The organism is Bacillus sp. FSL W8-0223, assembly GCF_038006805.1.
GTDB classification, from domain to species: Bacteria; Bacillota; Bacilli; order Bacillales; family DSM-4216; genus Bacillus_O; species Bacillus_O smithii.
This window is the reverse complement of sequence record NZ_JBBOVX010000001.1, coordinates 527,364-544,624: the sequence shown is the minus strand read 5'-3', so window position 1 is coordinate 544,624 and position 17,261 is coordinate 527,364. Positions and strand designations below refer to the sequence as shown.

Sequence of the window (17,261 nt, the reverse complement as noted above, 5' to 3'; positions counted from 1 at the left end):
CATCCTCACAAATCGCGTGGAACAAATCGTTGAGCTTTTATTCTTCCTCTTCCGCTTAATGCGGCAATTTCATTTCTCCAGAAGTTAATTTGCCTTCTGATTTCCGTCAAATTAGCCCTCGTCAATTGCCTGGAACCAATACTATAGCTTTGCCCGGTAGAAACGGCCAATTCCGCTTGAAGCCACGCTTCTAAATGTGATTGTGCTACTTCTAAGGTAATTCCACTCATAAGCTAACCCCCTTTGACACAATTTTGCGGCGTCTTCTCCTTCTTTTTTGAACAGGCGAGGTATATTCTTTTTCCAAGTTTGGATTGAGGATTTCAAGTGCAGCCGTATTGTAAACTCTAAGATCAAGTGGCTCGTTTCGTTCTCTCACTTTCTTCCATACCTGATAGGGGATACCTTGCTTGTATCTAGTCTCGAGTTTTTCCGCCGTAAGGCCCTCAAAGTATTTTTCGTTATACCCTCTTCCAATCGGAAAATGGCAATAACTCGGACCTGGTTTTGATATTTTTAAATTAGACATTACTCGTGCTTTTCCATCATTTACACCCAGGTGCACCAAAAGGGCTTTATCCGGTTTCGTACGTGTGTAACCTGCAATAAGAGGCACATATTCACCGTTCTGTTTCCCTTTACCCTTAATTGCGTAAATCCTTCTTGCTTCACGGTCTCTTGTAAATCGATAAACCTCTTGAGTGTAGTGACCGCCGGAGTCCATACACGTACAAGCAATTCCGAATTTCTTTCCATCTGCTTTTTCCCAGGTTCGAGATAAGTATTCGTCTAACTCATTCCATATTTGTGGCTGTTTTAGATCGCCGTGAATCACATGGTATTCAATTCCCCAGGACTCTTTTCCTTCACCCCATCCAACCACTTCTATTTCAAAACGATCGTCCTGAACGTCAACGGCTGCAGTCAGGATTTTCACTTCATCTGGAAGATCAGCAGGATATCCCTCGCATCGTTTATACAGTTCACTTTCATCAAGTTGTTCGCCTTCTTCTTCCCATGTTTCCCCGAGTGCCGTATTCACCCACACTTTCATAGCTTGAGGACCTTTTCTTTTAGCTTCTAAAAAATCATTAATGATTTCCTTCCACTTTCTCCATGGGCTTAGGAGCTCATTTAGATGGAATCCACGAGTAGCAGCACCTGGGTTGGAAGCAATCCATTTCCCCTTCCCGCTTTTCCACTCGTACTCATTGTGCAAGGCTCCGCAATATTTGCAGGCATGGCAAACAGAGGCAAAATGTATTTGACTCCATCGGAGTGGTTGCAATTTCCCACATGAGGGGCACGGCAAATGATAATGCTCTTGTGTACTGAGCTCAAATTCCGCTTCTATTCGAGATGCACCTTTGTTGGTTGGCGTGGAAACGAAAATCTTTTTCCGATTGTAGAAGTTGTTTGTCCGTTTTTCAGCCAAGGATAGAGGATCGCCCTCCGTTCCTGCACTAACCGGAAAACGGTCTACTTCGTCAGCCAAGAGGATCCGAACTGGACGTGAAGCTAAACTAGATGGAGCATTAGCCCCAGCCAAAGCTATATATCCTCCGGGAAAAGATTTTTGCAGCGTAGTGTTTCCTCCGTCGCGTGTTTTCACGTCAGATACCTTATTTCGCAAAACCGGAGTATCCCTGATCATGGGTGCCAGTCGTTCTTTAGAAAAGTCTTTGGCCTTTGCTTCTGTCGGTTGTATCATCAAAATCGGAGCCGGATCAAAATCAATGTGATACCCGATCGTATTTAAAAGAATTTCAGACTTACCGACCTGGGCGCTTGCCATAATCACAATTTTTTCAACTTCCGGATCATTCACCGCGTCCATAATTTCACGCTGATAAGGAGCCCTGTCGGTTCTCCACTGACCTGGTTCCGCCGATGATTCGCTGGAAAGCCGTCTATATGCATCTGCCCATTCCGATACGGTCAAATCTGGAGGAGGGGTCAGCGTATTTTTGACAATTTCACGGAACAGATTTTCCGTTTTATTGCTTTTTCTTTGGCCGCCCATCTCGTTTGACCTTTCGTTTTGCCAATTCAACTTCCTCCAGATCTAACTCATCGTCTTCTTCATCGTCTTCCAGGAACATTTTATCTTTGCTGATATCGTAGAAGACGTTTGGGTCATAATCAGACAGTTCGGACATAGCTTCATAGATAGCCGCCTTTAATTTTTCCTTGATTGGTGGTATTTCAGTTAATCCCAATACCTGCGGGGCCATTTTCGTCGGTAAAGCCAGCAGTTTCGCCCGGAAATTGCCCAGCATATCATTCATAACTCGTTTCACGTCTTCCGATCTGTGCAATTCTCCACGCATGATTTGCAGTTCAAGCTCTGTTTTCTGCCTCCGAGCCCTGGTCCATTTCGCTTCCTCTTCGGTTTTATCCAATTCGTTTTCTGACTTCTCGCGCTCTAATAGGTATTCAATATAGGATTTTATGGAGGCTGGAAGATCAAATTTTCCATGCGAAACGCGAACTAACGCATCTTCTTTCGCTAATTGTTGGATTCTTCTAGTGGATAAACCTAAAATTTCGCTAATTTGCTTCGTTGTGACGATATATTCATTTTCCTCAGAACCCTTGCGCGCCATGGCTTCCTACCACCTCCCAAAATTATTTCCCGAGACTTTAAGACACGAAAGCGAAATGACCTTTTTCGATCAGAAACTGGACCGTTTTTGGGGTCGAACGCACCCGCTAAGGAATTCATCTCTCAGAAGGACCCGTGAACTTTCACACGTCTTGTTTTCCTTGCAAAAACTCTTTCGCTTTCTTAACCGGCACATCCATCAGTAATGCAATTTCATCATTCAATTCCCTCAATCTGTTTATTTCCTTCTTTCGATCTGAATCAAGCTTGATAGAGTAACCAGAAGAGGCGATGAGCGATATTAAGGTAATCACCGACAAGATTCTAAACAGGACTTCTGACCACAAAAGAAAGTTAACCATCCTTATCCACTCCTTTCTTGCTCTTCTCAGTCCAACCATCCCCATAAACACAACGAGAAAACGGGCACACAATCTTGTTGCCCGGTCTCCGGTCTGACCAAATACACTTCTCACATTTCATGCCCGTTCACATCCTTTATACAAAAGAAAAAGCATCCTTAATTGGATGCTTATATGGATAGCGCTAAGATATATATTCAACAAAAGAAGGGCTCCTCAACAGTCCTGCTTTCGTGTAGTTCCTAAATTTAACCCGACATTTTATCTTGGGTTCGATGAAAGTGAATTTCTTATTTTCATCTACAATCAAGTCCTGATACTGACTATAGAATTCCTTTAGGGCAGCTGGCGTCATAAACTCCATTACACCACCTGGCTTTAATCGGCCGCCTTCCTCTATGGCCAACAACAACCCGAATTTATCTTTCCTCAAGCCGGTAATCACCGCATTGGTATATTGATAGTTTATGACTTTCAGCCAATCATGAGACCGTTTATTGACTTGATACTTGGAGTCGGCACGTTTCAGGACAATTCCTTCCAGGCCTTGCTGCTTTATTAAATTAAAATAAGCCTGACCATTCCCTCGAATCCACCGGACCTTTACGATGTGTTCCCCGTCTTCAATCAAGGAATCCAGCAGTTCTTTTCTTTCCAGCAAAGGAAGGTGCGTAACCTTATCGCCTTTATGATAAATTACATCGAATACACAAAATTGAATTTGATGTTCTGATCTGCTGGACTGGAATCTCTCCATCATAAATTCGAAGTCTGGCTTTCCTTCACTATTGGATACGATTATCTCTCCATCCAAAATAGTTCCATTCGGAATGTCTAAATCCTGCAATTCAGGAAACTTAGCAGTCACTTCATTTTTGTGCCTTGTATATAACTTTACCTGATTATTAAACTTGGATAGGATCAAGCGGATCCCGTCCAACTTAAGCTCGGTTATATATGCGTCATCATCAAAAGGATGATCAACTTTGTGTAATAGCATTGGTGAAACAAACACCTTAAACCACCTCAAAATAATAGTAGCATAAAAGACCTATTATGATGGGTGGTAAGGTATATGTAAGTTATTCCTTTAAAGCTTGTTATTTTTTCATCATATCTTCAATTAAAGTTTGTACTTTAAATAATGCCTGAAGTTCTCCGAAATAATGGGTTACTACATGATCTTCTAAATAATCATCCGACATTTTTATCGCCTTCTTTTGACGCTCAATAACTTTTTCTATCAGATCATCAACCTCATCATATAGCTGTTTTAATTGGTCCATGTCTCTTCACCTTTTACAACAATTATAAAATAGACGAGCGTAACCAACTCTGTTTCCTCTTAATAATTGTTTATACTATAAATTTAACATGCATCTTTCCTAATGCTCTGCCGTTATTCCGCCACTTTTCTGCCATTCATTAAATTCTTTTTCCTGTTCAATTTTTTTGTTAAGTTTTAATATATCAACTAAGTTAAATTGAACATCTTGATAGTTGCGTGGCATAATCCAATTTATTATTTCCTCAAAATATTCAAAAAAAAGCACATCAAAATTTATTAGATTTTCTGTCCATTCATCAATATCAAATACCTCTCTTTTAATCATTTTGAATTTTCTGCCATCAACAGCACCCATTAAATAACTTTGTTGTTTTCCAACTCCAGGTGTATAAAAAGTGCCTCGATGTTTTAGATAATTATATTTCTTTCTAACTTTAGAAACCTCACTTTCTCCTATAAAACTGTCAACATGTTTCATTATGTAGTCAGCTTTAGCGAGATGCAATCTTACCTTTAAATTTTCTCTATTGCATTTTTCTATTTCTCGATAATAATATGTTGGATCGTCATACAGACTATAAAAACTCGGTCCGTAATAAAGCCACAATACTTGCCATGACAAATCAATACTGTAATTGTAAAAAGAAAGGGCACTTTGCAATAGTCTTGATCTTATAAAATTCAAGTGTAAATCATCATGCTTTGCTATCAGTTCCCCATAGTTTTCAACATTCATATAGCCTAAAAAAAACCTTGCGTTAGTAAAAGATTGATAAACATCAGCAATTTTATGCGCGGCAAAAATGACGTGTGGCGGAAAATTACAGTAATGTTCATCACGAGGTTCAAAATAGAACCACTTATCAATTGAATATCTCTCAAAAATACTTTCTACATCCATGCTAACACCTCCAATTAATTACCCATATCTTATATTTTGTGTAATTCGTATAAAGGCTGAAAGCCTTGATATTCATAATGTTATCACACATCTTGAAATGAGTTACACACTCAAAAAATTATGTTTAATTAAAAAGTCATAAAAGGGTCTTTGCCTCATAATTTTATTTATAGAAAAACCCATTCACACTTGATGAATGGGCTTCAAATTTTAAACTTCGACATTGCTTTATCCATACTGTCTTGGTTTACACCAATGTAACGAAGTGTTATGTCTGGTGAGGAATGATTGAATATTTCTTGAAGCATGGCCACATCTTTCGTTTGTTGGTAGAAGTGATATCCAAATGTTTTTCTTAATGTATGAGTACCAATGTCTTTTAACTTAAATTCATTGGCTGCCTTTCTCAGTATTTTATAAGCCATGCTCCTGCCGATGGGTTTGTTTTTTCCTTGCCTGCTTTTGAATATATACTCACTATCATCTTTCCCAGCAATGTATTTGTTTAGCTCTCGCTTTAATGAAGGCGTGATCCGAATCCATTTTTGCTTGCTTGTTTTTTGTTCTCGCAGGGCAATGTGCGTCCCTTTTACATCCCCTACTTTTAATTTTAAGATATCTGATATTCGTAGCCCTGTATTTATTCCGACCAGAAAAAGCAAATAATTACGTTCACTATCTTCTTTTAAAAACTCTTTGATCCTTTCGATTTTCTCCTGATCACGAATCGGTTGAACAAAATTCATGACGGAGTCACATCGCTTTCTTCTGTTTTGTAACTTTCTATTTTCAAAGCAAATGCGAGCTTATAAAAAGCGCGTGATTTAATCCTGTAGTACTTACGCTCACTCATCCCTAAATCGTTGTATACTTCATAATCAAACTTCTCTTCCGGATCAATATAACGTTTGATGATAATAGAACGTTCTTGATAATTGAGCCTATTGACTGCTCGCTGAATGCGATTTAGATATTGCTCACGTTCTCTTTCAAAGTCTACTTTTGCAACGGCTGTTTCTTCAGTCGATGAATGAAAAGCGTTCGTGTGAGTAGGAGGGGCAAACGAGTATGTTGCAGTCACCTTTGGCAATCGTTCTTCTGGAACGGACAGAAGATAAAAACGATACTTTTCTAATGCTGCTTCCACTCTCTTTTTGGTTTCTTCTCGATCAATCTCGGGTAGCTGAAAGCTTATTTGCGCCATCTTGAAAGCCTCCTTAAATAATAAAAAAGGCACCAAACAACGCTTATTGCGTCATTCAGTGCCCCGGTTGTTCCGGTAGCAAATATTTATTTCTTAATCATTTTTATTTTTTCTTTATAAGGTATCTTTTGATAACAAATGATGCAAAAAATATCACGGCCCAAGGCTATTTTATAAAAACTATGTGTAATATCTTTCCCGCATCTCGAACACTTCATTGTATTTGCCTCTGCTGCTTAACAGTATAACTGATCTTGTAAAGAATTGGCTTTCCATTTTGCCAAACAATCGTTTGTTCACCAAATCCATTTCCTGGAACATCCACTTTTTCTAGTTTTCCATCTAATACTCTATAAACCGCATCCTCTAAAAGGTTAATCTCGGCAGTCTTTTTCTTTGGATTCATCCAGCATTCCCCCTATTGCTTATGTCAAAATAACGGGCAAGCCAGGAAAGATCCTGGCGTTTTTATTCAAAATCAATGTTTACAGTTATTTTTATCGGGATTTCCTTTGACAGGAAAACCTCAGAACATCTATTACTATATAACTCTTTTACACGTTCCTTTGCTTCATCCAGCATTTCGTATTTTTCCACTCCATATCCACCAATTAAAAGTTTATACGTCACTAAATACATACTGAATTTCCTCCTTTTATAGCAAGATTAGTTATTATGGTCGGTATTTGCATAAACTTCATTAGCCACATAGATATTGCCTTCCCAATCAGCTTCACCCCAAGCTGATCCCCCGGGACGAATGAACAGCTTTTCATTGCATTCCGGGCAAAAGGTATAACGGAACCCCCATGGAACCTTTATGGTGTTCTCCTTTCCACAAGAAGGGCATTGAATTTTTGTTTTGCACTTCGCTTTTTCTAACAATGGAAACCCTTCTTCTTTTATGCCTAAAAGCGGCAATTGACGAGGACGAGTTTTTGGTTCATCAATCGAAGCCTCTGCTTTATTCGGCGTAGTTTCTATGGAATCAGAAACTGCTTTTTCTACAGCATCACTCACCATATTTAGATCAGGTTCTCCGACACCCGCTCTAATAACAGGTTCAAATGATATGGTTTTCGGTTTTTCTTTCTCTTGCAATTTGATTCCAAATAAACTAAATATGCCATCTATCACACGTTTGTGAATTTCACGATCATTTTCCATGGTCACTTCTGCTTTTGTTTCCCCTTTATGAATCTTCAAAATCATTTTGATTCCTCCATTTCTGCTTTATTTTTCCTTCTCTCTAATTCATCCTGAATGAGATTTAAAATCTGCTTTTGTTTCTTGACATAGTTTGGATCAGGATTTCCCCCAAGACGTGTGAGCCAATACGATGAATTACATCTTCGTAAAGAAGTAACATCCCATCAGTTGGTAGCCTTTTGATCTGATCTTCCATAAAAGGAGTCATGACATCACCTCTTACTTGTCTGTTTCTGCAAAGCTGTCTTTTATCACATTCATGACCGTTTTATCGACTATTTTGGTAAAGAACAATTTGATCCGTTTCATTACTCTTCCTCTCCCTCCACTTCCTCATGCTGGACATAGTAGCCGCAGCAAATCTTGATGATCGGCTTGGTATCCCAAACCTCCCAGCCGCAGTCGGGGCAGTAGGAGATAATCATTCCACATCAACTCCCGCATGTTCGAGACCTTTCTCATACCAATTCTTGGCTGTATTATCCACTTCTCCGCCACAATTCACGCACTTCCATCGTTTCCCCCAAGGCTTGTCCGGTGTTAGATCTTTTGCAAAACGATGACGAGTGCAAGATTTCAATCTTTTCTCATTTTCTATAACCTGTTTTACAATCTCTTTAGTGTTCATTCCGTTCCCTCCCAAAAAAATCCAAGAAATGTCTCTGAATCTCCCAAGCTCGTTTTTCGCCGATTCCCGGGATCTCTTTCAGGTTGGCAAGCCACTTCATCACCTGCTCAATATCTGTTTCCTTTTGTTGCTTGCTTCCGGCATAAAAACCTTTATTCCAAGCCTGCATGACCTGTTCCGCCACTTTACCGTTTTGTCGACCAGGAAAATCGATCGTTTCCCTGCCGCGCTTTATTTTGCGAAGTGCTTTACCCAATCTGATCACCTAACAATTCTGGGCTTGTATATTTGTAGCCGATGACTTCGTAAGTTGCTGAAATACTACCTAAAGAAATAGGAGTATGCCGTTTCATATCACCCACAAAAAATCCGTTTCTAATATATTTAACTGTGCCAATATCAGAGTCATAACGCCATGTAACCTTAACAATATGCCCCTCATAAATATTTTTTTCGTTGCGGTCTTTATATCCAGTGAATTGTAGTAGTTCCACATCATCAAAAAAGTAAATTCGTATTTCATCTCTATCGGGCAAATAAACCTCTACTTCTTTTTTGCTGAAGTCAATGCTAATGACATCCGCAATACAATTAAGATGTTTGATGAAAGCTAAAAACTGAATTTCTCTCATATTTTCACCCTATTCTTCACCGACTTTTTCAATCGTTATTTCACAAAAATTGAATTTTGAATATCGAATAATTTCGTAGATGCGGTTAAGATAACTTTTCAGATTTAAGTTACCGTCAATTTTTTTTGCTTGATCCGTATCATCTACCAGGACAAGCCCCCTCACGTTTTTACCTTTGTCATACCATGCACCAGAAGGCGCTTTAGCCACAGGGCTATCGCTAAACCCGGCTAAATATTTTCCGTCGATTTTGATTTTGTAGACATTCATTCCGATCCCTCCTTTTGTGATTCTTTAAACCTCTTTATACGAGCATCCGCGTAAGGCTTACCTGACCAAGTAGAGATTTCTTCAAAATAGAAAGGCTCTCCGCACCTTGGGCAGTTAGGAATCATTTTATGTCCCCTGTATCGCGCCTCCATATCTTTAAACACTTTAAGCCATGGTTTATAATTGGCGATTTGCCTACGTTGTTCCAAAAGCCGCTGAACTTGTCTCATTCTTCTTTCGTCGTTCAAGGCTATTTCATATAATGCGTCGTATGGATCGACGACAGCGCCACAGCTGCCGCACGTGACCCTACGATTCGTGGGATCAATTACAAACTTACGATTCTCGCATTTGCAAATCTTTTCAATCCCACGATTGATTCGTACTTGGTCTAAAGAGACTATTTTGTCTGGGAGACCTTGTTCATTCATGTCCCAAACACGTCCTTTTTCAACTTTTCAAAAGCAAACAGTTTCAACCCTTTTACTTCATTTTCAAGGTCCATGAAATCAACAAAATAGCGATGTTTTTCATTTTCTAAAGCTTTTATTTCTTGTTTTAATCGCTGTATTTCTTTTTTCAGAGATTCATTTTCATTTTGTAAGCGAAGTGTTTCATCCACGATTTTTTGTCCTTGTGCAGCGACACTACCTCTCAGATGTTTAATATCTTGTTGCAAATGAGATATGGTTTCTTCTCTTTCCGTAACAAGCTTATGAGCGTGGATCACTTCTTTTTTAAGGCATTCAATTTATTTCTCCTGTTCGTTTTTATTGAAATCTGGCTTTTGTTCATTAACGATTGGCGTTGAAATATCATCGAACGAATTGGTTAGTTCCTCTTTACTTAAATTTTCTTTTTTCCACTTCACGATGGCTGTGGCAGATACCCCATATTCTTTCGCAATCGTTTTGTCGGTATATCCCCGTTTTTTCAATTGCAAGTACCGTTCTTTTGTGATTCTTTCTTTAAGGGGCTTGGTCAATTTTTTCTCAACTCCTTTTAATGGTTTTTCTTTTTCATCTTGCAGCAGCTGTTTTCTTAATCTTTTAATCTCGTTGCATATCTTGCACTTGGAATCAGTACACTTTGTAAACCCACCGCCGTGTTGATCGATCAAATCATTTATCCGAACAATGAGGCTTTGACTTTTCAAAATAACCGCCCTTCCTCCATCCAAAGGTCATACATTCTTTTCAATTCCTCGTCGGATTGTCTTTCAAAAAACGACTTGCTGTATTTTCCAGCTTCCATCGATACGAAAAACAGAAAATCAACGATCTCTTCCCGCTCCTCTTTCGTCATCAATATCCTTGAACCTGTCTTTCGTGATTGATCTTGTTTTTGCGGAAATAGGCTTGTTCAATTTCTTCCCACTCGAAGCCGAGCATTTCGCCAAGTCCAAAGAACAATCCTAAAATGTTTGCATAATCATCTTCGATTGATTGAACGTCATAAGCCAGATCATCTGTAGTATCGGACAATAAACCAACTTCAAGGAATAGAGAATTAAATTGTTTTATCACTGTATTTTCTTTGATAGTCACGATTTTAGAATAGTAATGAGAATAAATTTGGATGACATCCCCAAAAAAAGAATCCTCAACTTCTTCTAAACCGATCGACAAGATGAAATGCAAGCAGTCCACATATTCCTTTAATGCTCTCTCATAATTGTTTTTCTTATGACTCCAAAACTTGAACACTTCTGGCAACTCGTTCGCAAGTTCTCCGAGTTCCACCTGTAACGCAAGGATTTTCTTCGCCAGCCGATCTTCTCCCGGTTCCCGCGTATGTTCTTTTTCAATGTGTTCATCAAGTTTCTTTTGTGCTTCAAATAATATTGTTAGATTCATGATTTTCACCCTTTCTTAATCCTGGCAAGCGCAAGCAAATGCCGCACTTCAAGTAATTCAAGTTTTGAACTGGCGTCCCAGCGTCCTCTTTGATGCCGAGATCCAATAACTGACTAATCATGTGTTGTCGCATTAGTTCTTGTTTTGTGTCAATTGCTTTGGTCATTTTGATTCCCTCTTTCTTTTTTGTATTAAATTGCGACTTTTCCCGGAATATGTGGGTGCGGATCGTAACCATCAATTTCAAAGTCATCAAAAGTAAAATCATCAATGTTTTGTACTTTTCGCTTTATTTTCAGCGTTGGCAAAGGCTTTGGTTCCCGCTCCAATTGCTTTTTAATTTGATCCACATGATTCAAGTAAATATGGGCATCCCCTAACGTATGAACGAATTCACCCACTTCTAAGCCAGTAACATGCGCGATCATATGAGTTAATAAGGAGTAACTAGCGATATTAAATGGAACGCCAAGAAATACATCTCCCGAACGTTGGTATAGCTGACAAGATAGTTTCCCGTTCGATACATAAAACTGAAACAATGTATGACAAGGCGGCAAAGCCATTTTTTCAATTTCTGCGGTGTTCCAAGCGCTGACAATCAAGCGTCTGGAATCCGGATTTGTTTTAATCTGTTCGATCACTTGGGCAATTTGATCCACCGTCCGTCCATCAGCCCCTTTCCAGGATCGCCATTGAGCGCCGTAAATCGGACCAAGATCGCCATTTTCGTCAGCCCATTCGTTCCAAATTCGCACTCCATTTTCCTGTAAATAACGGACGTTAGTATCTCCGCGCAAAAACCAAAGCAATTCATAAAAGATAGATTTCCAATGTAGTCGCTTGGTAGTTAGCAAGGGAAAACCTTTGCTAAGATCAAACCGCATTTGATAGCCAAATATTGATATAGTTCCTGTTCCCGTCCGGTCATCCTTAACCGCTCCGTTTTCGAGAATGTATCGTGCAAGTTCTAAATATTGCTTGTCCGCCATTTGTTATCCCCCTTAAAACGGTAAGTCGTCATCTGAAATATCTATCTGATTGCCGCCATATCCATAAGGTTCCGGCTCATTGTGGAATTGATCTCTTTCAATTTCTGAATCTTCTTTCTTGCGTTCCAGGAACATGACTCTATTGGCAATCACTTCGGTAACATAAACCCTCTTGCCCTCGTTATTTTCATAATTTCTCGTTCGGATGGATCCACTAACGGCTATTTGATTGCCTTTTCTCATGTAGTTTGCTAGATTTTCAGCCGTTTTTCCGAAAGCAACGCAGCTAATGAAATCCGCTTCATCTTTGTTTATGCGGTTTACCGCTATGGTAAAGCGGGAAACAGGGGTTCCGTTATTCGGCGTATACCTAATTTCTACATCCCTTGTTAGACGCCCAATCAAATTCACGCTATTCACATTTATTCATCCTTTCTTGTTCTTGCATAAACCGTTCAAATTGTTCATTCGTTGGTTCCGGGATCAGCCCGGCTTTGAACAAGTCGAACCGATCCGCCCAAAACCATTCACCAAACCTTTTTTCTCTTTGAAATCGAAGTCTTTCGGAAAATTCTCGATCCTTATGGGCTTTCCTATGATGCGCATTACAAAGCGGGATCAAATTTCTATATCCTCCCCGGCCGCCCTGGGATCTGAATTTAATGTGGTGCATTTCTATGTATGGGCTTCCGCAAATGTTGCAATATGCACCAAATTAATCGATGGCTTTGTTATATTCTTTTTTGCTTATTTCTCCCCTCACTTTGGCTTTTGGGATAGTCCGGCCCTTATACGTTGTTAGCTTCTTTTTCTTTTTTTGCGGCTTTTTCAAGTTGTATTTTGTTTTTTCTTTCTTCTTATGCCCCGCCAGTTGGTCTGCCTTGCTGTAAGGATGAAATTCAATCATAGAAGCATCTTCACCAACTCTTTCAGGTGATAATTTTCTTTAGTCAGATTTTCCAACGTAGGTCTTAAAAGACCCAATTCTCTTTGTAGTTCATCCTTTTCCCGCTCGATTTGTTCAAATTCGCTTTTCAATTTGTCAAACTCACCTTTCAGAAAGGCCTTTTCGCCTCTTACATCCGCCAATTCATTTTCTAGTTCCCGATATTCGCTTTTCGGAACGGTTGTTTGCTTTAAATGCTCAATTTCTTCTTTAAGCGATTCAATTGCTTTCTCACAAACATCCGTTTCTGCGGCTGGTTCCTCGATAAATTCCATTCGATCCAATTTACATACCTTCCATTAGTCGTTTGTAGGCTTCATCTATTTTTGCTTTTAGTTTTTTTCTCCGTTCTTCCGCTTCTCGTTTGACGCGAGCGGCATTTTGACAATCGCAAAGGGATATTTGATAAACGCCTGTCATCACTTCTTCAATCACTTTCCCGCTATCTTCGCATCGATCACACATAGCCCTGCACCTTCTTCGCTTGTTGAATTCGATAGTCTTTTCCTTCAAATTTGATCCTGTAGGTTCCTTGCATCATACGGCTGATAATCCTTCCACCGTGGAATCCATATTTTTTTTGCAAGTCCGCCGAATTATAGTTTGTCGTGTAAATCGTATGTTTTCCGAGTCTTGAATTGATGATTTTGAGCAGCTTATCGCCAGCCCATGATTCGTTACCGTCCTCGCTTTTCACATATTCGGCGCCTAAATCATCCAAAATAAGAAGGTCAACGGACTTGCACGCTTCTAATATGTCTGATTCTGAGAATCTTTTATTCTCATATGTGCTTTTTATGGTATCGAGCAGATCAGATGCTGTGATGAATATAACGGCCTTACCGCGGCTTTTTACATGTTTGGCTATAGAATAGCTAAGGTGTGATTTTCCAAGCCCGTATGACCCCTGCAAAAGCAAATTTCGCACATCCTTAGATTCTCCAAAATGTTCAGCGTACCAAATACATTTATCTTTTGCCGCTTTCATCGTTTCGTTTTGTGGAATGTAGTTTTCAAATGTAGCCGTCAAAAGTTCATCGGGAACCATGCTATATTCTTCAAATATCCGTTCTACTCTCCGCTTGTCCGCTTCTTGTTTAAAAACGATCATTTCATCTTCAATCTTTTTGTTTTCGCAATTTAGACATTCGGAAACTCTTACTATTTCACCGTTTCGCTCAACATCTATAATGTTCACTAGGCTTCCGCATTTTTCGCATTCTCTATGACCTACAATTTTCAAACCTGGGAATGTTGACGCGCTGATCCGTTTCATTGTTTTTTTCACCTTCTTAGTCATACATTCGAATATCCTCGCATATGTTATATTGTCTTATTCGAAACAAACGTTTTTGAAAGTTATTTAATTCGAAACTTAATTTGCTTAAAAAAGATCATCGTACTGGCTATATTCATAATCTGATTTCACTTTTGTTTTTTGATTAAGATAGCCCTCGAACTTATTTCCGAAAAGCGTTTCTGGACGAAGGTATTTACTCATTTTGGTATCATGTAACCATTCCGCTGTTTTCTTATCTATGACGGTTTTAAAATCTTCTAATGTAAAACCTTCATTCCAACGGGCTTTTATTAAGGTTTGTGTTTTTCTAGTTGTGTGACGGTAGTTAGTTCCTGCTTTCTGATTTAAATAGTCGATAATTTCGGCATAAGGTATATTATCTTTATCTGAAGTAATCTCTGTAGTAATCTTTGTAGTAATCTCTGTTAAAGATTTTTCCCTTTCGTCAATATCGATTTTCCCCTTTGGGTAAAATGGAATTTCCCCTTTGGGTAAAATGGAATTTACCGCTTCGGTAACTTCACGGATATTTAGTTTTATATGGATGGTCGGCGCTCCATTAAACTTGAACCGCTTTGATTCAACGAATCCTTTTTCTTGCAAAATTTTTATAGCCCTATCGAATTGTTTAGGTGTTATTCTGATTTCATCCCACCAATCGCCGCGGCCTTTTGCCAACCACATTTCACCGTCTTTCATCACTTTCAATTTTGACTGCCCATTTTCATTTGGAAGATTCCAATAAACAATTTGGCCCAAAAGAATGCCAGCAATTAAATCCCCAGTAATGTCGATATAGGTTCGTTTAACGCGGAATGAATCGCGTGAAAATTGTTCTAAGGCAAATAAATTATTCATGCTAGTCCCTTCGAACATCCTCTTTCCCCCTGTTGCTTCTTTCTGGCCGCTCTAATCTACACATATATTTCACGCGTTGAAAGTTTCCAACGAATTCCGGTACTTTCCACTCTCTTTTAAAAAACTTCCCATCCGTAGCAACCCGGACTATTTCGGACTTTCTAACAAACCCGCGTTTTTCTAATTCTTGTACCGCTTCTATGATTTCTTTTTCGGTGTATCGTGTTATAACGGTTTGCACTTTTTTCACACATCCTTCCACATTTTCAAAGCAATGTGTTAACATGTTTTTGTAGTGTTTTTTATTGGTGGGATGGTAAACCTTTTTTAAAAGGCACCATCCTTTTTTTCAGCAAAATGTTTCTGGATATATTTGCTGTATTGCTTAGCAGCAAAGGCTGCAATATTCGCCCTGCCTTTTTCGATCATTTTCAGTTCAAATTGATTGAAAAAGAGGGCGAGTTGGATTGCACTAGGTTTTGTCATATCAACCAACCTCCCGGATCGAATAGATCCATTCATCAAGTTCCAATCCATCCAGGATTTCCTCAACTGAGTCAGCAAAGTATGTAATCTGCGGAAATCCTAGACCCCGAATAACGCCAACAAACCGATATTTCGAGCCGCCATTGATGATGGCGACGTTTGGTTTGTTGGGATCGTTCGCAACCCATTCAACTTGCATATATTTCATCCCCTTTCATTTGGTATTGATCTGACACTGTTTGTGTGACGATGGACCAGCAGCAACATTCCATCATTTCTTTTAGACACCAACCAGTTTTCAGGATTGAGCCTGTATTTCCTGATGACTTCTTTCTCCCGCCTGGTTGGCCGCTTTCCGTTTTTCATTTCCGATTTCACCCCCCTTTTTAATTTCTTGGCTGTTCTTTAAGCCACATAAGGAGAAATTCCTCACATTCTTCCGCCGGGAACAACCATTTTCCACCGACTTTAAATTTTGGAAAGCGCGGATCGTAGAAGAACCGCTCTTTTATGGTGTTTTCGCTCAAACATGTTTGCTTGCAAAGTGTTTTCATATCCCAAAAGGTTTGAGAACGTTCAATTTTCGCAAGGTGTTTCCTCAATTCTTCTAAAAAGCGTTGCTCGATTTCGTGGGCATCAAGTTCGATAGTAACCACTTTTATGCTCCCTCCCCAAAATCCAAAGATTGTTGTTCATTCAACGCTTTGATTTCCAAACGTGTGCTAGTGTCCGGATACCACTCTTCAATGAACTGAATTGCTTCATCAAAACGTTTTTTGGGCAGATCGCCATAACGTGGAATGACAAAATATTTTTTGAAATCTCTCCAAAACTGCGAAAATACTTTTTTGCTAATTTTCAAATAAGCGTTGGAATCTTTACCGCCTAAACATTCAATGACTTTTTCCCTTCCTTTCTGGCTTATTTGAAATTCCTCCGCCCCATCGATGCGCATAGTATTTTTTAGCACTTGCACATCCGTTTTGATTTCTTCTATTTCTTCCTCATGTTTGAGTGCTGTTTGGAGTAGCAATTTTGTACTATTAGGCTTTATTGTTTGTTCCATTTCGTTGAATCGCTTAACATATTGAGCAGTAAACAAAACACCCTTTTCACCTGTTAACTTATTGGCAACCATTTCACATCCTAATTTGGTAATTTCGTAGCATGGTTGCACTTTGTTTTGACTGTCTACATATGTAGATTCAATGAAGAAATCGGACGGCGCAATTTTGCGCTCACCTTTTTTTATTTCTTGGTTTGCTTTCAACATGTAAGACAGATAAGTCCTAATGTCACGCAATAAATCTTTGTGCTGTTTCCCGATCATTTCGGCAACTTCACGGCTGTTTATTGTTTTCACCGGGTTTTGAATCGGCAATTGATTCATAAAACTACCGCCTTTCTATTTATTCTGGACTTTTTGCCCAAATAAATTTTTAAGCTGATTTGCTTTCTTGTTTCGCTTTCGAAACATAAGGTTCAACAAAATATTCATCTGCACTAATGCCAAAAGTAGTGCAAATCAAACGTACTTCGCTTAATGAAAAATCGCCACCTGTGCCATTCAAATTTTGATTAACAGCATAACGCGATTTTTTTAGGATCTTGGCTAAATCTTTTTGTGTTACACCAATCTCGGTTAGATACGCTTTTAGTTTTGTGTATGGTGCATGTCTCCTTTTTATATTTTTCATTTAAATCCCCCTTTCGTTAAGTTTCGT

At 39.1% G+C, this 17,261-nt stretch carries 37 protein-coding genes; all 37 read right to left on the bottom strand.

Features of this window, described 5'->3' with window-relative positions; translation table 11 throughout:
• Positions 1-5: 5 nt before the first annotated feature.
• The 37 genes from NST81_RS02875 to NST81_RS02705 all read right to left on the bottom strand — a co-directional run bounded on the left by NST81_RS02875 (position 6) and on the right by NST81_RS02705 (position 17,234).
• Positions 6-230, bottom strand: a complete 225-nt coding sequence (locus NST81_RS02875; RefSeq protein WP_341028244.1) for a DUF6148 family protein — start codon at positions 228-230, stop codon at positions 6-8.
• Positions 227-2,053: a phage terminase large subunit family protein gene (locus NST81_RS02870; RefSeq protein ID WP_341028241.1), complete on the bottom strand. Its 1,827-nt coding sequence runs from the start codon at positions 2,051-2,053 to the stop codon at positions 227-229. The genes NST81_RS02875 and NST81_RS02870 overlap by 4 nt, the downstream gene beginning before the upstream one ends.
• The gene (locus NST81_RS02865; RefSeq protein ID WP_341028238.1) at positions 1,998-2,606 is read right to left on the bottom strand and encodes a hypothetical protein; all 609 of its coding nucleotides are present in this window, start codon (positions 2,604-2,606) and stop codon (positions 1,998-2,000) included. The genes NST81_RS02870 and NST81_RS02865 overlap by 56 nt, the downstream gene beginning before the upstream one ends.
• Before the next feature lie 142 nt (positions 2,607-2,748).
• Positions 2,749-2,967 carry a hypothetical protein gene (locus tag NST81_RS02860; RefSeq protein WP_341028236.1) on the bottom strand — a complete coding sequence of 73 codons (219 nt, stop codon included), beginning with the start codon at positions 2,965-2,967 and terminating at the stop codon, positions 2,749-2,751.
• A gap of 184 nt (positions 2,968-3,151) precedes the next feature.
• Positions 3,152-3,982 (bottom strand): ATP-dependent DNA ligase, encoded by an 831-nt coding sequence (locus tag NST81_RS02855; RefSeq protein ID WP_341028234.1) that lies wholly within the window; start codon positions 3,980-3,982, stop codon positions 3,152-3,154.
• An 85-nt stretch (positions 3,983-4,067) separates the two neighbouring features.
• The gene (locus tag NST81_RS02850; RefSeq protein WP_341028231.1) at positions 4,068-4,253 is read right to left on the bottom strand and encodes a hypothetical protein; all 186 of its coding nucleotides are present in this window, start codon (positions 4,251-4,253) and stop codon (positions 4,068-4,070) included.
• A gap of 99 nt (positions 4,254-4,352) precedes the next feature.
• Complete coding sequence (locus NST81_RS02845; protein ID WP_341028229.1) at positions 4,353-5,156, bottom strand: hypothetical protein; 804 nt, start codon at positions 5,154-5,156, stop codon at positions 4,353-4,355.
• Between the two features lie 203 nt (positions 5,157-5,359).
• Positions 5,360-5,902 (bottom strand): site-specific integrase, encoded by a 543-nt coding sequence (locus NST81_RS02840; protein ID WP_341028228.1) that lies wholly within the window; start codon positions 5,900-5,902, stop codon positions 5,360-5,362.
• Positions 5,899-6,360: an ArpU family phage packaging/lysis transcriptional regulator gene (locus NST81_RS02835; protein ID WP_341028226.1), complete on the bottom strand. Its 462-nt coding sequence runs from the start codon at positions 6,358-6,360 to the stop codon at positions 5,899-5,901. The genes NST81_RS02840 and NST81_RS02835 overlap by 4 nt, the downstream gene beginning before the upstream one ends.
• Positions 6,361-6,574: 214 nt before the next feature.
• Positions 6,575-6,766, bottom strand: coding sequence for a DUF3954 domain-containing protein (locus NST81_RS02830; protein ID WP_341028225.1), 192 nt, complete (start codon positions 6,764-6,766; stop codon positions 6,575-6,577).
• A gap of 62 nt (positions 6,767-6,828) precedes the next feature.
• The gene (locus NST81_RS02825; protein ID WP_341028223.1) at positions 6,829-6,999 is read right to left on the bottom strand and encodes a hypothetical protein; all 171 of its coding nucleotides are present in this window, start codon (positions 6,997-6,999) and stop codon (positions 6,829-6,831) included.
• Positions 7,000-7,026: 27 nt separating this feature from the next.
• Positions 7,027-7,572 carry a hypothetical protein gene (locus NST81_RS02820; protein ID WP_341028220.1) on the bottom strand — a complete coding sequence of 182 codons (546 nt, stop codon included), beginning with the start codon at positions 7,570-7,572 and terminating at the stop codon, positions 7,027-7,029.
• 418 nt (positions 7,573-7,990) lie between these two features.
• Positions 7,991-8,197 (bottom strand): hypothetical protein, encoded by a 207-nt coding sequence (locus tag NST81_RS02815; RefSeq protein ID WP_341028218.1) that lies wholly within the window; start codon positions 8,195-8,197, stop codon positions 7,991-7,993.
• Positions 8,187-8,453 (bottom strand): hypothetical protein, encoded by a 267-nt coding sequence (locus NST81_RS02810; protein WP_341028217.1) that lies wholly within the window; start codon positions 8,451-8,453, stop codon positions 8,187-8,189. The genes NST81_RS02815 and NST81_RS02810 overlap by 11 nt, the downstream gene beginning before the upstream one ends.
• Positions 8,446-8,829 carry a YopX family protein gene (locus NST81_RS02805; protein WP_341028215.1) on the bottom strand — a complete coding sequence of 128 codons (384 nt, stop codon included), beginning with the start codon at positions 8,827-8,829 and terminating at the stop codon, positions 8,446-8,448. Before NST81_RS02805 ends, NST81_RS02810 begins: the two co-directional genes overlap by 8 nt.
• Positions 8,830-8,838: 9 nt before the next feature.
• Positions 8,839-9,099, bottom strand: a complete 261-nt coding sequence (locus tag NST81_RS02800) for a hypothetical protein (RefSeq protein WP_341028212.1) — start codon at positions 9,097-9,099, stop codon at positions 8,839-8,841.
• Positions 9,096-9,530 (bottom strand): hypothetical protein, encoded by a 435-nt coding sequence (locus tag NST81_RS02795; protein WP_341028209.1) that lies wholly within the window; start codon positions 9,528-9,530, stop codon positions 9,096-9,098. The genes NST81_RS02800 and NST81_RS02795 overlap by 4 nt, the downstream gene beginning before the upstream one ends.
• Positions 9,527-9,721, bottom strand: a complete 195-nt coding sequence (locus NST81_RS02790; protein ID WP_341028206.1) for a hypothetical protein — start codon at positions 9,719-9,721, stop codon at positions 9,527-9,529. Before NST81_RS02790 ends, NST81_RS02795 begins: the two co-directional genes overlap by 4 nt.
• Before the next feature lie 129 nt (positions 9,722-9,850).
• Complete coding sequence (locus NST81_RS02785) at positions 9,851-10,255, bottom strand: hypothetical protein (RefSeq protein ID WP_341028204.1); 405 nt, start codon at positions 10,253-10,255, stop codon at positions 9,851-9,853.
• Positions 10,252-10,407 carry a hypothetical protein gene (locus tag NST81_RS02780; protein ID WP_341028202.1) on the bottom strand — a complete coding sequence of 52 codons (156 nt, stop codon included), beginning with the start codon at positions 10,405-10,407 and terminating at the stop codon, positions 10,252-10,254. The genes NST81_RS02785 and NST81_RS02780 overlap by 4 nt, the downstream gene beginning before the upstream one ends.
• A complete protein-coding gene (locus NST81_RS02775) occupies positions 10,404-10,955 on the bottom strand; it encodes a dUTP diphosphatase (RefSeq protein WP_341028200.1) in 552 nt (183 codons plus the stop codon). Before NST81_RS02775 ends, NST81_RS02780 begins: the two co-directional genes overlap by 4 nt.
• Complete coding sequence (locus NST81_RS02770; protein WP_341028197.1) at positions 10,933-11,121, bottom strand: hypothetical protein; 189 nt, start codon at positions 11,119-11,121, stop codon at positions 10,933-10,935. Before NST81_RS02770 ends, NST81_RS02775 begins: the two co-directional genes overlap by 23 nt.
• Before the next feature lie 25 nt (positions 11,122-11,146).
• Positions 11,147-11,947 carry a thymidylate synthase gene (locus NST81_RS02765; protein ID WP_341028194.1) on the bottom strand — a complete coding sequence of 267 codons (801 nt, stop codon included), beginning with the start codon at positions 11,945-11,947 and terminating at the stop codon, positions 11,147-11,149.
• 12 nt (positions 11,948-11,959) lie between these two features.
• On the bottom strand, positions 11,960-12,367 hold the full coding sequence (locus tag NST81_RS02760; protein WP_341028192.1) for a single-stranded DNA-binding protein: 408 nt from the start codon (positions 12,365-12,367) through the stop codon (positions 11,960-11,962).
• A complete protein-coding gene (locus NST81_RS17585; protein ID WP_445662366.1) occupies positions 12,360-12,644 on the bottom strand; it encodes an HNH endonuclease in 285 nt (94 codons plus the stop codon). Before NST81_RS17585 ends, NST81_RS02760 begins: the two co-directional genes overlap by 8 nt.
• A gap of 18 nt (positions 12,645-12,662) precedes the next feature.
• On the bottom strand, positions 12,663-12,854 hold the full coding sequence (locus NST81_RS02755) for a hypothetical protein (protein ID WP_341028190.1): 192 nt from the start codon (positions 12,852-12,854) through the stop codon (positions 12,663-12,665).
• Complete coding sequence (locus tag NST81_RS02750; RefSeq protein ID WP_341028187.1) at positions 12,851-13,177, bottom strand: hypothetical protein; 327 nt, start codon at positions 13,175-13,177, stop codon at positions 12,851-12,853. The genes NST81_RS02755 and NST81_RS02750 overlap by 4 nt, the downstream gene beginning before the upstream one ends.
• Position 13,178: 1 nt before the next feature.
• Positions 13,179-13,358, bottom strand: coding sequence for a hypothetical protein (locus NST81_RS02745; RefSeq protein WP_341028185.1), 180 nt, complete (start codon positions 13,356-13,358; stop codon positions 13,179-13,181).
• On the bottom strand, positions 13,351-14,169 hold the full coding sequence (locus NST81_RS02740; protein ID WP_341028182.1) for an ATP-binding protein: 819 nt from the start codon (positions 14,167-14,169) through the stop codon (positions 13,351-13,353). Before NST81_RS02740 ends, NST81_RS02745 begins: the two co-directional genes overlap by 8 nt.
• A 108-nt stretch (positions 14,170-14,277) precedes the next feature.
• Entirely contained in the window at positions 14,278-15,069 is a 792-nt protein-coding gene (locus tag NST81_RS02735; RefSeq protein WP_341028179.1) for a conserved phage C-terminal domain-containing protein, read from the bottom strand.
• A complete protein-coding gene (locus NST81_RS02730; RefSeq protein ID WP_341028177.1) occupies positions 15,053-15,301 on the bottom strand; it encodes a hypothetical protein in 249 nt (82 codons plus the stop codon). Before NST81_RS02730 ends, NST81_RS02735 begins: the two co-directional genes overlap by 17 nt.
• A gap of 77 nt (positions 15,302-15,378) precedes the next feature.
• Positions 15,379-15,537, bottom strand: coding sequence for a hypothetical protein (locus NST81_RS02725; protein ID WP_341028176.1), 159 nt, complete (start codon positions 15,535-15,537; stop codon positions 15,379-15,381).
• A gap of 1 nt (position 15,538) precedes the next feature.
• Positions 15,539-15,736 (bottom strand): hypothetical protein, encoded by a 198-nt coding sequence (locus NST81_RS02720; RefSeq protein ID WP_341028174.1) that lies wholly within the window; start codon positions 15,734-15,736, stop codon positions 15,539-15,541.
• A 5-nt stretch (positions 15,737-15,741) separates the two neighbouring features.
• The gene (locus NST81_RS17580) at positions 15,742-15,903 is read right to left on the bottom strand and encodes a DUF6906 family protein (protein WP_445662355.1); all 162 of its coding nucleotides are present in this window, start codon (positions 15,901-15,903) and stop codon (positions 15,742-15,744) included.
• A gap of 20 nt (positions 15,904-15,923) precedes the next feature.
• Complete coding sequence (locus NST81_RS02715) at positions 15,924-16,193, bottom strand: hypothetical protein (RefSeq protein WP_341028172.1); 270 nt, start codon at positions 16,191-16,193, stop codon at positions 15,924-15,926.
• Positions 16,194-16,195: 2 nt separating this feature from the next.
• On the bottom strand, positions 16,196-16,927 hold the full coding sequence (locus NST81_RS02710) for an ORF6C domain-containing protein (RefSeq protein ID WP_341028170.1): 732 nt from the start codon (positions 16,925-16,927) through the stop codon (positions 16,196-16,198).
• Positions 16,928-16,976: 49 nt separating this feature from the next.
• Positions 16,977-17,234 carry a helix-turn-helix transcriptional regulator gene (locus NST81_RS02705; RefSeq protein WP_341028168.1) on the bottom strand — a complete coding sequence of 86 codons (258 nt, stop codon included), beginning with the start codon at positions 17,232-17,234 and terminating at the stop codon, positions 16,977-16,979.
• Positions 17,235-17,261: the final 27 nt, after the last annotated feature.